Genomic DNA, 15801 nt, shown 5'->3' on the forward strand with positions numbered 1-15801 from the left:
GGCGCCGCCGGCGTTGCAGGCGCGGTTGCCGCCCGGTTAACCGGATCGCGACAAAGCGCCGGTTGTGGTGATCCACGCGCCAATCGCGCTCAAACAGCCATGACGAATTACTCTCGCGGCTCCGCTGAGCCCGAGGTTTGCACCCGTCGCTGTCACAGCGAGGGGCGGGGGCGCGCCGGTCGGCGCGGGTTGTGGTGAGTGTCGCGATGGTTTGCGGACCATCGCGCAACGCCGCTCCGGCGCGCCCACCGCGGCGATTTTGGGCATCGGGACCGTTCTTCCGGGAGCACAGCGGTGCGGGATCTCCCCGGCCTTGCTGCGCCCGTCCAGCCACGAAAGCGGCAGCCGCTCGTAGTAGCGGCGGACGGTGACCTCTGCCTCCCGGACGTGCGGGTGCGAGCCGCAACGCGCAGGACGCCGCGTCCGTTCGACTCCACCGGCGCATGCCGGCTTGATCGAACTATCATCGGGGCCGGTTATCCGGCCCGTCCGATCTGTCCCGCTTGTACGACGCCTCGCGAAGCGCCCCTCACGGACAGGACAACGCGGACTATAATCATAATAGGAATTTTGTCAAGAGCGATCGCGCGCGATGGATGCGCGGGCCTTCGCCGCGCCGAAGGGGCTTCGGCCCCGCAGGCGGGTCAAGCCCGCGCATGACGGATGGGGACCCTCTCGCTCGTCATTCCGGGGCGCCGCGGAGCGGCGAGCCCGGAATCTCGAGCTGTTCATCCTGTCTTCGCGCAATAACCTCGGGATTCCGGGTTCGCGAGCTGCGCTCGCGCCCCGGAATGACGGCCGAGAGGTTTTTGAGGATCAGCAGTCGCTTTGGAGAGCGAGTTGTCGCACTCCTGCTGCGCGCTCACACCGCCGCGAACGGCACCGCGATCGTGCTCTTCGTCTCCATCCATTCCGGCACCGGCAGATTCTTGCTGCGCATGAAGTCCGGGTTGAACAGTTTCGACTGATAGCGGCTGCCATAGTCGCACAGAATGGTGACGATGGTGGCGCCGGGGCCGAGATCCCTGGCGAGGCGGATCGCGCCGGCGACGTTGATGCCGCTGCTGCCGCCGAGGCAGAGGCCCTCGTGCTCGAGCAGATCGTAGACGATCGCGACCGCTTCCTCGTCGGGGATCTGATAGGCGTCGTCGATCACCGCGCCGTCGAGATTGGCGGTGATGCGGCCCTGGCCGATGCCTTCGGTGATCGATGAGCCTTCGGATTTCAGCGCGCCGTTCTTGTAGTAATTGTACAGCGCCGAGCCCATCGGGTCGGCGAGCACGGCGCGGATCTTCGGGTCTTTCTGCTTCAGCCCGATCGAGACGCCGGCTAGCGTGCCGCCGGAGCCGACAGCGGCGACGAAGCCGTCGATCTTGCCGTCGGTTTGATTCCAGATCTCCGGCGCCGTGGTGTCGATATGCGCCTGCCGGTTGGCGACGTTGTCGAACTGATTGGCCCAGATCGCGCCGTTCGGTTCGGTCTTCGCCAATTGTTCGGCGAGCCGGCCGGACAGTTTCACGTAGTTGTTCGGATTGGCGTAGGGCACCGCCGGGACCTCGATCAGTTCGGCGCCGCACAGCCGCAGCATGTCCTTCTTTTCCTGGCTCTGCGTGTTCGGGATCACGATCACGGTGCGGAAGCCGAGCGCGTTGGCGACCAGCGCCAGCCCGATCCCGGTGTTGCCCGCGGTGCCTTCGACCACGACGCCGCCGGGACGCAGCGCGCCGCGCGCGATCGCATCCTTGATGATGAACAGCGCCGCGCGGTCCTTCACCGACTGGCCCGGATTCATGAACTCGGCCTTGCCGAGGATCGTGCAGCCGGTCGCCTCCGAAGCGCGCTTCAACTTGATCAGGGGCGTGTTGCCGATGGCGTCGACGACGTCGTTCTTGATGATCATCATGTCCGGAAGCTGACGTTCGGTTGCGGGATCACAACCTAGGTGACGCGGCCGCCCGATACAAGGCGACCCTGCCGCATCAGTGCGCAGCAGCAGGCATCTTCGGGTCGGTGATCGCCCCGCGTCTCAGCCCGTCTTGGCGAACACCACCTGGCGAACGTCGATATTGCCGGAGAGGAATCCGGCCTCGCAATAAGCGAGGTAGTACTCCCACAGCCGGCGGAAGCGGTCGTCGAAGCCGAGCGGCGTCAGGGTCGGCCACGCCGCGCGAAAATTGTCTCTCCAGGTCGCGAGCGTCTTGGCATAATCTTCTCCGAAGATGCGCTCGCGGATGACGGGCACGCCGAACCTGTCGCCGAGCGATTTCAGGATCTCCGGCGACGGCAGCATCCCGCCGGGGAACACGTAGCGCTGGATGAAATCGACCTCGCGGCGATAGGCCTGGAAGAAGCGGTCCTGAATCGTGATCGCCTGGATCCCGACCAGGCCGCCGGGCAGCAGCCGGTCGCGCAATTGTGAGAAATAGCGCGGCCAGAACTGCTCGCCGACCGCCTCGATCATCTCGATCGAGGCGATGCGGTCGTATTGGCCGCGCTCGTCGCGGTAGTCCTGCAGCCGGATCTCGACCTTGTCGGCGAGGCCGGCGCGCTGCATCCGCTCCTGGGCGAAGTCGCGCTGTTCCTTGCTGATGGTGAGGCCGACGACGCGGGCGTCGAAATTCTTCGCGGCATATTCGGCGAAACCGCCCCAGCCGCAGCCGATCTCGAGCACCCTCTGGCCCGGCCGCAGATCGATTGCCTCGGCGAGCCGCTGATATTTGTTGATCTGCGCCGCGGTGAGGTCGTGGGTGTGGTCCTCGAACAGCGCCGAGGAATAGGTCATGCTCGGATCGAGCCAGGCCGAATAGAACGCGTTGCCGATGTCGTAATGCGCGTAGATGTTGCGCCGCGCCTGCCGCTTGGTGTTGCGGTTGAACCAGTGCCGGACCACCTGGACGAAGCGCATCATCGGATTCTCGCCGAGCATCGCCTGGATCAGTTCGTGATTGACACAGAACAGATACAGGAACTGGGTGAGGTCCGGTGTGTCCCAATCGCCGGCCAGATAGGCCTCGGCGATGCCGATGTCGCCGCCGTTGATCAAGCGGGAGGCGAAAGCGTAATTGTGCAGCCGCATTTCCGCGGCGGGGCCGGGCTCGGCGCCGCCCATGCGGAACCGCCTGCCGTCGGGCAGGGTGACGTCCAGCGTGCCGCGTCGCAGCCGCGCCCCGAACGCCAGCGCCATCCGCACCACACGCGGCAGCCCGGCGAGCTTCGCATCGACATTCTCAGGGGTCAGCAACACCAGCTCGGACATTTCAATTCCATCGATCTCGCCCAGGTCGGACAGATGGAAACGCTGGGCTCACGTGTGATTACTATAAGCATCATGAGGCCGCGCTGCAAAGCCGCTCGATGGCGGCGGAGCAGGTGGACGCGGCACCAATCGCGCACCTTTGATCCACAGCCGCAGCGCTTCCCAGTGAATCGCCGCCATCACCTTCATCGTCATCAGCGGCAACGCGACGAAGGCGCGCAGCAGCGATACGGTCGACAGCGGCCGGCGACGGCCGTTGAAGGTGGCGGAGAGCAGCGGACCGGTGGCGTCGGTCTCCAGGATGCGAATCTTCACCGCGTCGCCGGGCGGCGACACGCGGAAATGGTAGCGCATCGCCATCTCGATGAAGGGCGAGACGTAGAACAGCTTGTCCTGCGCCTGGCGCAGCCCGGCTGCGGTGATCTCGCCGGGCCTCACCGGCAGTGTATAGGAATGGATGTCGCCGAAGGTGTTGCGGACTTCGTAGACCACCATCGCCAGAGCGCCGTCGGCGCCATAGCAGAAATACACCGACAGCGGATTGAAGGTGTAGCCGAACAGGCGCGGATAGGTCAGCAGCAGCACCCGGCCGCCGGTGAGATCGACGCCCTGCGCCACCGCGCAGCGCTCGACATAGCCGCGCAGCGTTCCGCCGTCGCGGTCGCCGTGATCCTTCTCGTAGAAGCTGTACAGCGCGCGGCGGTTGACGCCGAACAGCGGCGTCATCCGGTCCGCCTCGGACAACCGGTCGAGGTCGATCAGCAGCGACATCACCCGGTAGTTGAAGCGATGGCCCATCGGCTTCAGCCGGGCATGCATCACATCGCCGAAATACAGCGTCGCGGCGGCGGGCGGGCCGCCGGTGGTCGCTGGCGCTGTGTCGGCGGGATGGGGCATGACTATTCCGCGGCTTCCCGGATTTCGGGGCGCGGCGCTCGCCACGGCACCGGCGCCCCCAGATTTTCGGCGACGGCGAGGCCGGAACGCAGCCCGTCCTCGTGGAAGCCGTAGCCGGTCCATGCGCCGCAGAACCAGGTCCGGCGCTGGCCCTGAATTTCGCCGATCCGGCGCTGCGCGGCGAAGGCCGCGGCGGTGTATTGCGGATGGTCGCAGTCATAGCGGCCGAAGGTCAAGGCCGGATCGGGCGCGAAAGGCGGATTGAGGCTGACGAACAGCGGCTTGGAATCGTCGATGCCCTGCAGCCGGTTCATCCAATAGGTCACCGCGACGTCGTTGACCGGCGAGCCTTCGCGCTGCCAGCGCAGGAAGTTCCACGACGCCCAGGCGCGCTTGCGCTTCGGCATCAGCCGCGGATCGCGGTGCAGATAGACCAGATTCGGCGCATAGCCGATCGCGCCGAGGATATCGCGCTCCTCGTCGCTGGGATCGGCCAGCATCGCCAGCGCCTGGTCGCTGTGGGCGCCGATCACGACGTGATCGTAGACGTCGGCGTGGCCGAGGCTGTCGCGCACGATCACGCCCTTCGGCGAGCGTTCGATCGCCGTCACCGCCGCACCGAGCCGGAGATGCTCGAAGCCCGCGGTCAGCTTCTCGACATAGCGCGCGCTGCCGCCCTTGACGGTGCGCCAGATCGGACGCTCGTAATGCAGCAGCCGATGATTATTGAAGAAGGCGACGAAATTCTCGGCGGGAAAGTCGAGGATCTCCGCCGCGGGCGCCGACCAGATCGCAGCGCCCATCGGCGCGAGATAGTCGGTGAGAAGCCGCGGCGCGAATTTGCGGCTGGTGAAATATTCGCCGAGCGACAGCCCCGCCAGCGCCCCGGACTTGAAGTCGGCGACGCTCTGCTCGTTGAACACCAGGATATGGCGGAGCATCTTGAGATAAGACGGCGACAGCAGATTGCTCGGTTGCGCGAACAGACCGCGCGCAGTGTCGAGCCAGTTGTCGCCGCCGCCTTTCCATTCGAATCGGCCGGAATCGGCCGAGACCGCAAAACTCATGCAGCTCTCGACCGTCTCGATGCCGAGATGCGCGAACAGCGCGGTGAGGTCGGGATAGTTGAGCTGATTATAGACGATGAAGCCGATGTCGACCGGGACCTGGGTGCCGCCGTAGTCGATGGTGATGGTGTGGCTGTGGCCCCCCGCGCGCAACTCGCGCTCATAGACCGTCACGGGATATCGCGACGACAGTGCCCAAGCGGCGGCATTGCCTGCGATTCCCGTTCCAACAACTGCGACGCGCATTCTCTAAGCCCCCTTAGCCCGCTGGTTCCCGAGCTACGACGGGGCGCCGCAGGAGTTTCAGCACGTTCGAAAGTGCCTGGACGGGGCGAGCGGGCAGTGTCGGATCCACAGGCGGGCAACAATCAGATGAAATCTTTGTAAGCTTTGCCGTATTCGCCAAACCCGTCAAGTTGGGTAGAGCCCCATGGAATAAGGCGATCTTCGCTATCGGCAGTCGACATTGTCGCCTTGGGGCCGCCATCCTGTCACCAGGTCCAGAGCGGACGGCCCTGTGCGGCGTCAATTCCTGCAGCTAGAATGAGCCTGGGCTTCGAGAAAGCATTCTCCGGTGATCGTTTTGCAAATAGCTGGCAAGTGGCGTCGAGCACCGGGCTCCATTCCGGGGCGGGGTGCGTGGCGAAACGCCGCGCCGGTGGATGGACCGCGGCCGGTATGAGCACCACATTGCGTTACCTTGGTCGGTCCGTGAGGATGGTCGCCGCCTCGGCGCTCGTCCTCAGCGCGGGTGGCTGCATCCTGACCAAGGATCTGCCGGACCCGGCGCTGGATCTGCCGCCACGCTACAAGACGGCGTCGCTGAAAACGGTCGATGCGCCGCCGGCGCTCGACTGGTGGCGCGGCTTTCGTTCGCCCGAACTGACCCAACTGATGGAAGAGGCGCAGAGCGTCAATCTGGATATCGCCGCCGCGACCGCGCGGATCCTGCAGGCGGATGCCCAGGCGCGGATCACCGGGGCTGCGCTGTTGCCGTCGCTGACCGGCAACGGCAGCGGTTCGCAGAACAAGACGTCCGGCAGCAACATCACCAACACCACGATCGCCGGCCGCCGCTATGCGACCTATTCGGCGTCGCTGAGTGCGAGCTACGAAATCGACTTCTGGGGCAAGAATCACGACGCCGCGCTGGCGGCGGAAGAGACCGCCACGGCGACCCGTTTCGACCGCGACGTCGTCGCGCTGACGACGATGGCGAGCGTCGCCAACGCCTATTTCCAGGTGCTGGCGTCGCAGGACCGGATCCGCACCTCGCGCGAAAACATCGCCAGCGCGCAGCGCATTCTCGACGCCATCAAGCAGCGGCTCGCCGCCGGCACCGGCAGCGATCTCGACGTCGCCCAGCAGGAGAGCGTGCTGGCGAATCAGCGCGCCGCGGTGCCGCCGTTGCAGCTCACGCTGGCGCAGAACATCCACACGCTGGCGACGCTGGTGTCGCGGCCGCCGGAAAGCGTGAAGATCATAGGCGGCTCGCTGAACAGGATCTCGTCGCCACGGGTGACGCCGGGGATGCCGTCCGAGCTGCTGACGCAGCGGCCCGATATCCGCCGCCAGGAGGCGCAGCTCGCCGCCGCCACCGCCAATGTCGGCAGCGCGCGGGCGCAGTTCTTCCCGAGCATCCAGCTGACCGGGCAGGGCGGCTATCAGAGCACGGTGCTGGCGTCGCTGTTCACGCCGCAGGCGACGTTCTCCAGCCTCGCCGCCGGGCTGACGCAGCCGATCTTCGACGGCGGCCGTATCCAGGGCAATTTCGATCTGACCCGGGCGCAGCAGGACGAATTACTGCAGACCTATCGCAAGACCGTGGTGTCGGCCTTCGCCGACGTAGACAACGCGCTCGAATCGATCAAGCAGAACACCGAGCGGCTGCGGCTGCAGCGGCAGGTGGTGGCTTCGTCGCGGCGCGCCTTCGGTCTCGCCGAACAGCAACTACGTGCCGGTACCGCCGACATCGTGACTGTTCTCAACACGCAACTGACACTATTTACGGCTGAGGATGCGCTGATCCAGACGCAATTGGCGCGCTATCTGGCGATCGTCAGCCTGTTTCAGGCGCTCGGGGGCGGCTGGGAGCCGAGGATGGAAAGACCGCTCAATGCTCTTTAAGCCGGAGACCGACGACGCGTCCGGCACCGGGGCCGGCGCGAAGAGTGCCGGCGCGAAGAGTCTTGCGTCGCGCGGGCGGCGGCGGACGGTGTCGCTGCTGGTGACGGCGATCATCCTCGCCGGGCTCGGCTATATCGCCTGGACCGCGTTCCAGACCAAGCCGGTTGTGGTCGGTCGTGGCGGACCGCGGCTCGATATGGCGGTGCCGGTGCTGGCGGCGACCCCGGCGGTGAAGGACGTGCCGGTGTATCTCGACGGCGTCGGCTCGGTGAAGGCGCTCGCCAACGTCACCGTCCGCGCCCAGGTCGACGGCAAGCTGGTCGCGGTGAATTTCACTGAGGGCCAGGACGTCAAGGCCGGGGATGTGCTCGCCGAAATCGATCCGGCGATCTATCAGGCGCAATACGATCAGGCGGTGGCGAAGAAGGCGCAGGACGAGGCGCAGCTCGCCAACGCCAGGATCGATCTCGCCCGCTATCAGCAGCTCGCGGCCTCGAACGCCGGCTCCAAGCAGCAGGCCGACACCCAGAAGGCGACCGTGGCGCAGCTCGAGGCGCTGGTGCGCTCCGACCAGGCGGCGATCGACAATGCGGCTGCGACGCTGGGCTACACCAAGGTGGTGGCGCCGATCTCTGGCCGCGCCGGCCTGCGCCAGGTCGACAAGGGCAACATCGTCAAGTCCGCCGACGCCACCGGCATCGTCGTGATCACGCAATTGCAGCCGATCGCGGTGCAGTTCAGCCTGCCGCAGCAGCAGATCGTGCGCGTCAACGCCGCCTCGGCCAGCGGCACGCTGCCGGTCGACGTGTTCGGCAATGACGGCGTCACCGTCATCGACACCGGCATTCTCAGGGGGATCGACAATCAGGTCGATCAGACCACCGGCACGGTGAAGCTGAAGGCGGAATTTCCGAACGCCAGATTTCAGCTCTGGCCAGGGCAATTCGTCAACGTCCGGCTCAAGGTCGAGACGCTGAACCAGGTCGTGGTGGTGCCGACCTCGGCGGTTCAGCGCGGGCCGGCGGGGACGTTCAGCTACGTCATCGATCAGGACAATGTGGCCCATGCGCGGCCCATCAAGGTGACGCAGCAGAACGAGACCGAAGCGGTCATCGCCAGCGGGCTGACGCCCGCGGATCGTGTCGTCACCACCGGCTTCGCCAATCTGTCCGAGGGCGCCAAGGTCAGGATCGGCGACGGCAGCCAGACGCCGACCGTCGATCTCGCGCCGCGCAATCGCCGCAGCGGCCCGCCCGGCGAGCCGGCCAAGCAAGGCGAAGGCAGCGCCGCCGAGAAAAGCAAGCGGCGCGGTGGCGAGGGCGGCGCAGGCACACAGGGACAGAGCGGGCAGGCGGCTCCGGCCGCGGCCGCCCAATCGTCGGGGGCGGCGAGGGCGCAGTGAGCCTTTGCCGCAGCCGATGTGAATAGCCGATGTGAATACACGAAGCCGTCGCGCTGAGGATAAGAGCATGAGCGTCTCCGAGCCGTTCATCCGGCGCCCGATCGCGACCTCGCTGCTCGGCGTGGCGCTGCTGCTCGGCGGCTTGCTCGGCTATTTCTCGCTGCCGGTGTCGGCGCTGCCGCAGGTCGATTTCCCGACCGTGCAGGTCTCGACCCGGCTGCCTGGCGCGAGCCCCGACGTGGTGGCGTCGCTGATCACCGCGCCACTGGAGCGGCAGCTCGGGCAGATCCCGTCGCTGACGGCGATGACTTCGACCTCGTCGTTCGGCGTCAGCCAGGTGTCGCTGCAGTTCGACCTCAACCGCGACATCGACGGCGCGACCCAGGACGTCCAGGCGGCGATCAACGCCGCCGCCGGCATCCTGCCGAAGAACCTGCCGTATCCCCCGACCTACGCCAAGGTGAACCCGGCCGACGCCCCGGTGATGACGCTGGCGCTGACCTCGACGACCGCATCGCTGCGGGCGATGAGCGACATCGCCGACACCATGCTGGCGCAGCGGCTGGCGCAGATCAGCGGCGTCGGCAGGGTCGCGGTGCTCGGCGGATTGAAGCCGGCCGTGCGGGTGCAGGCCGATCTCGCCCGGCTCGCCGCCTACGGCATCTCGATGGAAGACCTGCGCACCGCGATCGCCGGCGCCAATGTCTCGGGCCCGAAGGGCTCGCTCGACGGCGCGCAGCAGGCCTACACCATCGCCGCCAACGACCAGATCGCCACCGCGGAGGCTTACAAGCCGATCATCGTCGCCTATCGCAACGGCTCGCCGGTGACGATCGGCGACGTCGCCAACATCCTGGACGGGCTGGAGAACAACCGTACCGGCGCCTGGTACCAAGGCACGCCGTCGGTGATCCTCGACATCCAGCGTCAGCCGGGCGCCAACGTCATCGACGTGGTCCGGGGCATCCGCGCCGAGATCCCCAAGCTGCAGCGGATCATTCCGGCCGGCGTCAAGCTCACTGTGGTCAGCGACCGCACCGAGACGATCCGCGCGTCGGTCAACGACGTGCAGTTCACGCTGCTGCTCAGCGTCGGACTGGTGACGCTGGTGGTGCTGCTGTTCCTGCGCTCGATGCGGGCGACGATCATCGCCGGGGTGGCACTGCCGCTGTCGCTGATCACCTCGTTCGGCGTGATGTATTTCGCCGGCTTCAGCCTCGACAATCTGTCGCTGATGGCGCTGACGATCGGCACCGGCTTCGTCGTCGACGATGCCATCGTGATGATCGAGAACATCGTCCGCCACATGGAAGAGGGCGAGAACCCGATGCAGGCGGCACTGTCCGGCGCCTCCGAAATCGGCTTCACCGTGATCTCGCTGACGATGTCGCTGATCGCGGTGTTCATCCCGCTGCTGTTCATGTCCGGCCTGGTCGGCCGGATGTTCCGCGAGTTCGCGCTGACGCTGACGATCGCGGTGGTGACCTCGGCGATCGTGTCGCTGACGTTGACGCCGATGATGTGCTCGCGGCTGCTCAAGCACGCGCGCGAGGAGCGGCAGGTGCCCGGCCTTGCCGCCATCACCGGGTGGATCGACCGCGGCGCAGAGGCCTATCACCGCAGCCTGCTCTGGGTGCTGAAGCATCAGCGCGCGACGCTGGTGGTGACGTTCCTCACCATCGTGGCGACGCTTGTGCTCTACGTGATCGCACCGAAGGGTTTCCTGCCGCTGCAGGACACCGCATCGATCACCGCCGTGACCGAGGCCGGGCAGGACGTCTCCTTCGCCGAGATGCAGGCGCGCCAGACCGAGGCCGCCGACGCGATCAAGGCCGATCCCGACGTGATCGGCGTGGTCTCGGTGATCGGCGCCGGCCCGGTCAATCCGACCACCAATGTCGGCCGGCTGGTGATGACGCTGAAGCCGCGCGGCGAGCGCAAGGCCGGCGTCGGCGAGGTGATCGAGCGGCTGAAGCAGCGGGTGGCGTCGATCCCCGGCATGACGGTGTACTTCCAGGCCGTGCAGGACGTGCAGATATCGACCCAGGCCAGCCGCTCGCAGTACCAGTATACGCTCACCGCGACCGATGCGGCCGTGGTGTCGGAATGGGCCGCGAAGCTGGTCGCCGAGTTGCGCGACGATCCGCTGTTCCGCGACGTCTCGTCGGAAGCGCAGGAGCGGGGCCTGCGCGCCATGCTCGACATCGACCGGCAGCGCGCCGGACAGCTCGGCGTCAGCATCCAGGCGATCAACGACACGCTGAACGACGCCTTCGCGCAGCGGCAGATCTCGACGATCTACGGCCAGGCCAACCAGTATCGTGTGGTGCTGGAGGCGATGCCGGTCTACCAGAAGGATCCCTCGATCCTGTCGAAGCTGTATGTGCCCGGCACCGACGGCGCGCAGGTGCCGCTGTCGGCGGTCGCGGAGCTGAAGCGAACCACGGCGCCGCTGTCGATCTCGCATCAGGCGCAATTCCCCTCGGTCGCGCTCAGCTTCAATCTCGCGCCCGGCGCGTCGCTCGGCGAGGCGGTCGAAGAGATCAGGGTGATCGAGACCCGGATCGGAATGCCCGGAAGCATCGTCGGCGAATTTTTTGGCGACGCCGCGGAGTTTTCCAAATCGCTGTCCGGCCAGCCCTGGCTGATTCTCGCAGCATTGGTGACGATCTACATCGTGCTCGGCGTTCTGTACGAGAGCTTCATCCATCCGATCACCATCCTGTCGACGCTGCCCTCGGCCGGCGTCGGCGCCATCCTGGCGCTGATGCTGTTCGGGCAGGACCTCTCGGTGATCGGACTGATCGGCATCATTCTGCTGATGGGCATCGTCAAGAAGAACGCCATCATGATGATCGACTTCGCGCTGGAGGCGGAGCGGCACAAGGGGATGTCGTCCTACGACGCGATCGTGCAGGCCTGCCTGCTGCGCTTCCGCCCGATCATGATGACGACGCTGGCGGCGCTGTTCGGCGCGCTGCCGCTCGCGGTCGAAAGCGGCACCGGCTCCGAGTTGCGGTTTCCGCTCGGCATCTCGATCATAGGCGGCCTGCTGCTCAGCCAGTTGCTGACGCTCTACACCACGCCGGTGATCTATCTCGCGCTCGACCGGATCAACCGCCGGTTCGAGCGCGCACTGCCGCCGGCGACGCCGTCGCCGCCGCTGGCCGGCCCGGCGGAGGAGACGCGCTGATGGCCTCGATGTCCGGGCCGTTCATCGCCCGACCTGTCGGCACCACGCTGCTGGCGATCGGCCTGTTTCTGCTCGGCCTGGTATCCTACGCCTTCCTGCCGGTGGCGGCGATTCCCAATGTCGATTTCCCGATGGTGATGGTGACGGCGTCGCGGCCGGGCGCAGCGCCCTCGGTGATGGCCGCGACCGTCGCCGCACCGCTGGAGCGGCGGCTCGGCGAGATCGCGGGCCTCGACAAGATCACCTCGACCAGTTCGCTCGGGACGACGCGGATCCAGTTGCAGTTCTCGATCGGCCGCAACATCGACAAGGCGGCGCGCGACGTCCAGGCGGCGATCAACGCCTCGATCAGCGACCTGCCGACCGATCTGCCGACGCTGCCGAAATTCCGCAAGTTCAACTCGGCGGCGGCGCCGGTGTTCATCCTGGCGCTGACTTCGAAGACGATGCCGGTGAGCGCGATCTACGACGTCGCCGACACCGTGCTGGCGCAGCGGATCTCGCAGGTGCCCGGCGTCGGCGACGTCACCGTCTCGGGCGCCGACCAGCCGGCGGTGCGGATCGCGCTCAACCCGGTGGCGCTGTCGAATGCGGGCATCGCCACCGAGGACGTCCGCACCGCGATCGTCAACGCCAATCCGGTCGGTCCGGTCGGCACTTTCGACGGCGACCGCCAGAGCGAGACGATCGCGACCAATCCGCAGATGCGGACCGCGGCGCAATTCCGTGACATTGTGGTCAAGAGCACCGGCGGCAACACGCTGCGGCTGTCGGACGTCGCCACGGTGTCCGATGCCACCCGCAACCGTCGGCAGATCGCCTGGTACAACAAGCAGCCCGCGGTGCTGATCCAGATCACCAAGCAGGGCGACGCCAACGTGATCGAGACGGTCGACCGCGTGAAGGCGCTGTTGCCCGAGCTGAAGCGCTGGATGCCGGCGTCGGTCGATATCTCGGTCGTCACCGACCGCACCGGCACGATCCGCGCCAGCGTCGACGACATGCTGTGGACGCTGCTGGCGACCGCCGTGCTGGTGATGGTGGTGGTGCTGACCTTCCTGCGCCGGCTGACGCCGACGATCGCCGCCGGCGTCTCGGTGCCGCTGGCGCTCGCCGGCACCTGCGCCGGGATGTGGCTGACCGGCTTTTCGATCAACAATCTGTCGCTGATGGCGATGGCGATCGCGGTCGGCTTCGTCGTCGACGACGCCATCGTGATGATCGAGAACATGTATCGCAATCTCGAGCGCGGCATGGAGCCGATGCGCGCAGCGACGGAAGGCGCCAGGCAGATCGGCTTCACTGTTCTGTCGATCAGCCTGTCGCTGGTCGCGGCGTTCGCGCCGCTGATCTTCATGGACGGGCTGGTCGGCCGGCTCTTGCGCGAATTCTCCCTGACGCTGACCTATGCGATCGTGGTGTCGACCGTGGTGTCGCTGACGGTGACGCCGATGATCTGCGCGCATTTCATCCGCGCCGAGACGACGCCGCGCAAGCCCAACTGGTACGACCGCGCCTTCGACGGCACGCTGAACCGCATCGTCGGGTTCTATGCCTGGACGCTGCGCGCGGTGCTCGGCTTTCCCGGTCTCACCATGCTGGTGTTTTTCGCCACCATCGCGCTGACCGTGACGCTCTACGTCAAGGTGCCGAAGGGCTTCTTCCCGATCGACGATTCCGGCTTCGTGATCGGATCGACGCGCGCTTCGGCCGACGTCTCGTTTCAGGCGATGCGCAAGCTGCAGGAACAGCTCGCCGACATCGTGATGGCCGATCCGGCGGTGCAGGGCGTCGGCTCGGTGCTGGGCGGCGGTGGCGGCCCGGGCGGCGGCGGCTCCAATCGCGGCACGATGTTCATCAATCTGAAGCCGTCGGCCGAGCGCGCGGGCGTCACGACCCAGCAGGTGATCGACCGGCTGCGCCGCCAGCTCGGCCAGGTCGCCGGCATCCGGCTGTTCATGTTCGCCGCACAGGACCTGCGCGCCGGCGGGCGGCAGAGCGACTCCAATTATCAGTACACCATCGCCAGCCCGGACCTCGATCTGTTGCAGAAATGGGCGCCGATCATCTCCAAGCGGATGCAGACGGTGGAGGGTATCACCGACGTCTCCAGCGACCGCGACGACGGCGGCCTCGAACTGACGCTGTCGATCGACCGCAACATGGCGTCGCGGCTCGGCGTATCGGTCCAGGACATCGACAACGCGCTCAACAACGCGTTCTCGCAGCGTCAGATCGCGACGATCTACACCCAGCGCAACCAGTATCAGGTGGTGCTGGAGATCGATCCGAAATTCCAGAACGACCCGACCGATCTGGATCGGATCTTCGTCGCCGGCGCCGATGGCGCGCAGGTGCCGCTGTCGGCGGTGGTGAAAGCCAGACGCGGGCTGTCGCCGCTCGCGGTGTTTCACTCGCAGTCGATCCCCTCGACCACGGTGTCGTTCAACCTGCTGCCGGATGTGCCGTTGCAGGACGCGACCGCCAATATCCAGCGCGCGGTCGACGAACTGCACATGCCGGAAGGCATCCGTGGCTCGTTCGACGGCACGGCCGGCGATTTCGGCGCCGCCTCGAGCAAGCAGCCGCTGCTGCTGCTCGCCGCTTTGATTGCGATGTACATCGTGCTCGGCGTGCTCTACGAGAGCCTTGCGCATCCGCTGACGATCATTTCCACGCTGCCCTCCGCCGGTCTCGGCGCACTGCTGGCGCTTTTGGTCACCGGCACGCAACTGACGGTGATCGCATTCGTCGGCATCATCATGCTGATCGGCATCGTCAAGAAAAACGGAATCATGATGGTGGATTTTGCGCTGGAGGCCGAACGCATGCGCGGGATGTCGTCCGCGGACGCGATCTTCGAGGCCTGCATCGTCCGCTTCCGGCCGATCCTGATGACCACGCTGGCGGCGTTGTTCGCCGCGATCCCGCTGGTGGTCGCGGTCGGGCCAGGCACCGAGCTGCGCCGGCCGCTCGGCATCACCATCATCGGCGGATTATTGGTGTCGCAGGTGCTGACGCTGTACACTACGCCGGTGATCTATCTGCTGATCGACCGGGCGCGGCAGTGGCGCAGGCGAAAGCCCGCGCCCGTCGCCGTGCCGGCGGAATAGGCGGCAAACGCATGGCAACCGATCCGACACCTCGCGCCGTTCCGCTCGCCGAGCCGATCCCCGAATGCGCGCGCTGCGGCAAGCCGCAGCCGCTGTGCATCTGCGACAGCGTCGAGCCGCTCACGAGCAAGATTCAGCTTCTGATCCTGCAGCATCCGCAGGAGCAGGACCGTGGGCTCGGCAGCGCGCGGCTGGCCGCGCAGCATTTCAGCAATGCCGTGGTGAAGATAGGGCTGTCGTGGCCGAGCCTGTCGAAGGCGCTCGGCCGCCCGGTGCGCGACCCGTCGCGCTGGGCGGTGCTGTATCTCGGTTCGGCGCGCGCGTCGGAGCTCGCCACCGGCGCCGAGATCATCGCGATCGACCGCAAGGGCCAGGCCGAGCCGTTTCAGGAGGACATCCTCGACGACATCGAGGGTGTGATCCTGCTCGACGGCACCTGGAGCCAGGCCAAGGCGCTGTGGTGGCGCAATGCCTGGATGCTGAAATGCCAGCGCGTGATCCTCGATCCGGCCGCACCGTCGCGCTACGGCAAGCTACGCAAGGAGCCGCGCAGCGACGGCCTGTCGACGCTGGAAGCCGCCGCGTTGCTGCTGAGCCGGCTGCAGCATCGGCCGGAGATCGAAAAGGTGCTGCTCGCCGCCTTCGACCGCATGCTGGCGCGCTATCGTGAGGTTCAGGCCGAGATGCCGGAGCTGGCGCCGAAGCCGAAGAAGCGGGACTATCGGCGCAAGAAGCGCGGCTGACGC

9 protein-coding genes are annotated in these 15801 nt (G+C 66.6%); 5 read left to right on the plus strand and 4 right to left on the minus strand.

What is annotated here, in order from left to right; genetic code table 11:
* Window positions 1-862 precede the first annotated feature (862 nt).
* The 4 genes from ACTZWT_RS15440 to ACTZWT_RS15455 all read right to left on the minus strand — a co-directional run bounded on the left by ACTZWT_RS15440 (window position 863) and on the right by ACTZWT_RS15455 (window position 5466).
* Window positions 863-1900 carry a cysteine synthase A gene (locus ACTZWT_RS15440; protein WP_444770638.1) on the minus strand — a complete coding sequence of 346 codons (1038 nt, stop codon included), beginning with the start codon at window positions 1898-1900 and terminating at the stop codon, window positions 863-865.
* Window positions 1901-2026: 126 nt separating this feature from the next.
* Entirely contained in the window at window positions 2027-3256 is a 1230-nt protein-coding gene (locus ACTZWT_RS15445; protein ID WP_444770554.1) for a class I SAM-dependent methyltransferase, read from the minus strand.
* A 48-nt stretch (window positions 3257-3304) separates the two neighbouring features.
* Complete coding sequence (locus ACTZWT_RS15450; RefSeq protein WP_444770555.1) at window positions 3305-4153, minus strand: DUF1365 domain-containing protein; 849 nt, start codon at window positions 4151-4153, stop codon at window positions 3305-3307.
* Window positions 4154-4155: 2 nt separating this feature from the next.
* The gene (locus tag ACTZWT_RS15455; RefSeq protein ID WP_444770556.1) at window positions 4156-5466 is read right to left on the minus strand and encodes an NAD(P)/FAD-dependent oxidoreductase; all 1311 of its coding nucleotides are present in this window, start codon (window positions 5464-5466) and stop codon (window positions 4156-4158) included.
* Between the two features lie 432 nt (window positions 5467-5898).
* Here ACTZWT_RS15455 and ACTZWT_RS15460 point away from each other — a divergent pair, with 432 nt between their 5' ends.
* From ACTZWT_RS15460 to ACTZWT_RS15480, 5 genes are all read left to right on the plus strand, one after another.
* The gene (locus tag ACTZWT_RS15460; protein ID WP_444770557.1) at window positions 5899-7347 is read left to right on the plus strand and encodes an efflux transporter outer membrane subunit; all 1449 of its coding nucleotides are present in this window, start codon (window positions 5899-5901) and stop codon (window positions 7345-7347) included.
* Entirely contained in the window at window positions 7337-8749 is a 1413-nt protein-coding gene (locus tag ACTZWT_RS15465; protein ID WP_444770558.1) for an efflux RND transporter periplasmic adaptor subunit, read from the plus strand. Before ACTZWT_RS15460 ends, ACTZWT_RS15465 begins: the two co-directional genes overlap by 11 nt.
* 67 nt (window positions 8750-8816) lie before the next feature.
* On the plus strand, window positions 8817-11942 hold the full coding sequence (locus tag ACTZWT_RS15470; protein WP_444770559.1) for a multidrug efflux RND transporter permease subunit: 3126 nt from the start codon (window positions 8817-8819) through the stop codon (window positions 11940-11942).
* Window positions 11942-15055, plus strand: coding sequence for an efflux RND transporter permease subunit (locus ACTZWT_RS15475; protein ID WP_444770560.1), 3114 nt, complete (start codon window positions 11942-11944; stop codon window positions 15053-15055). The genes ACTZWT_RS15470 and ACTZWT_RS15475 overlap by 1 nt, the downstream gene beginning before the upstream one ends.
* Window positions 15056-15066: 11 nt before the next feature.
* On the plus strand, window positions 15067-15798 hold the full coding sequence (locus tag ACTZWT_RS15480) for a tRNA-uridine aminocarboxypropyltransferase (RefSeq protein WP_444770561.1): 732 nt from the start codon (window positions 15067-15069) through the stop codon (window positions 15796-15798).
* The last annotated feature ends 3 nt before the right edge of the window (window positions 15799-15801 follow it).

The sequence above is a fragment of the Rhodopseudomonas sp. NSM genome (assembly GCF_052445935.1).
Classification (GTDB): Bacteria; Pseudomonadota; Alphaproteobacteria; order Rhizobiales; family Xanthobacteraceae; genus Rhodopseudomonas.

Excerpts from the sequence above, each read along its gene's own strand:
- ACTZWT_RS15440 (WP_444770638.1), bottom strand. The coding sequence starts at position 1,900 with ATGATCATCAAGAACGACGTCGTCGACGCCATCGGCAACACGCCCCTG.
- ACTZWT_RS15445 (WP_444770554.1), bottom strand. The coding sequence starts at position 3,256 with ATGTCCGAGCTGGTGTTGCTGACCCCTGAGAATGTCGATGCGAAGCTC.
- ACTZWT_RS15450 (WP_444770555.1), bottom strand. The coding sequence starts at position 4,153 with ATGCCCCATCCCGCCGACACAGCGCCAGCGACCACCGGCGGCCCGCCC.
- ACTZWT_RS15455 (WP_444770556.1), bottom strand. The coding sequence starts at position 5,466 with ATGCGCGTCGCAGTTGTTGGAACGGGAATCGCAGGCAATGCCGCCGCT.
- ACTZWT_RS15460 (WP_444770557.1), top strand. The coding sequence starts at position 5,899 with ATGAGCACCACATTGCGTTACCTTGGTCGGTCCGTGAGGATGGTCGCC.
- ACTZWT_RS15465 (WP_444770558.1), top strand. The coding sequence starts at position 7,337 with ATGCTCTTTAAGCCGGAGACCGACGACGCGTCCGGCACCGGGGCCGGC.
- ACTZWT_RS15470 (WP_444770559.1), top strand. The coding sequence starts at position 8,817 with ATGAGCGTCTCCGAGCCGTTCATCCGGCGCCCGATCGCGACCTCGCTG.
- ACTZWT_RS15475 (WP_444770560.1), top strand. The coding sequence starts at position 11,942 with ATGGCCTCGATGTCCGGGCCGTTCATCGCCCGACCTGTCGGCACCACG.
- ACTZWT_RS15480 (WP_444770561.1), top strand. The coding sequence starts at position 15,067 with ATGGCAACCGATCCGACACCTCGCGCCGTTCCGCTCGCCGAGCCGATC.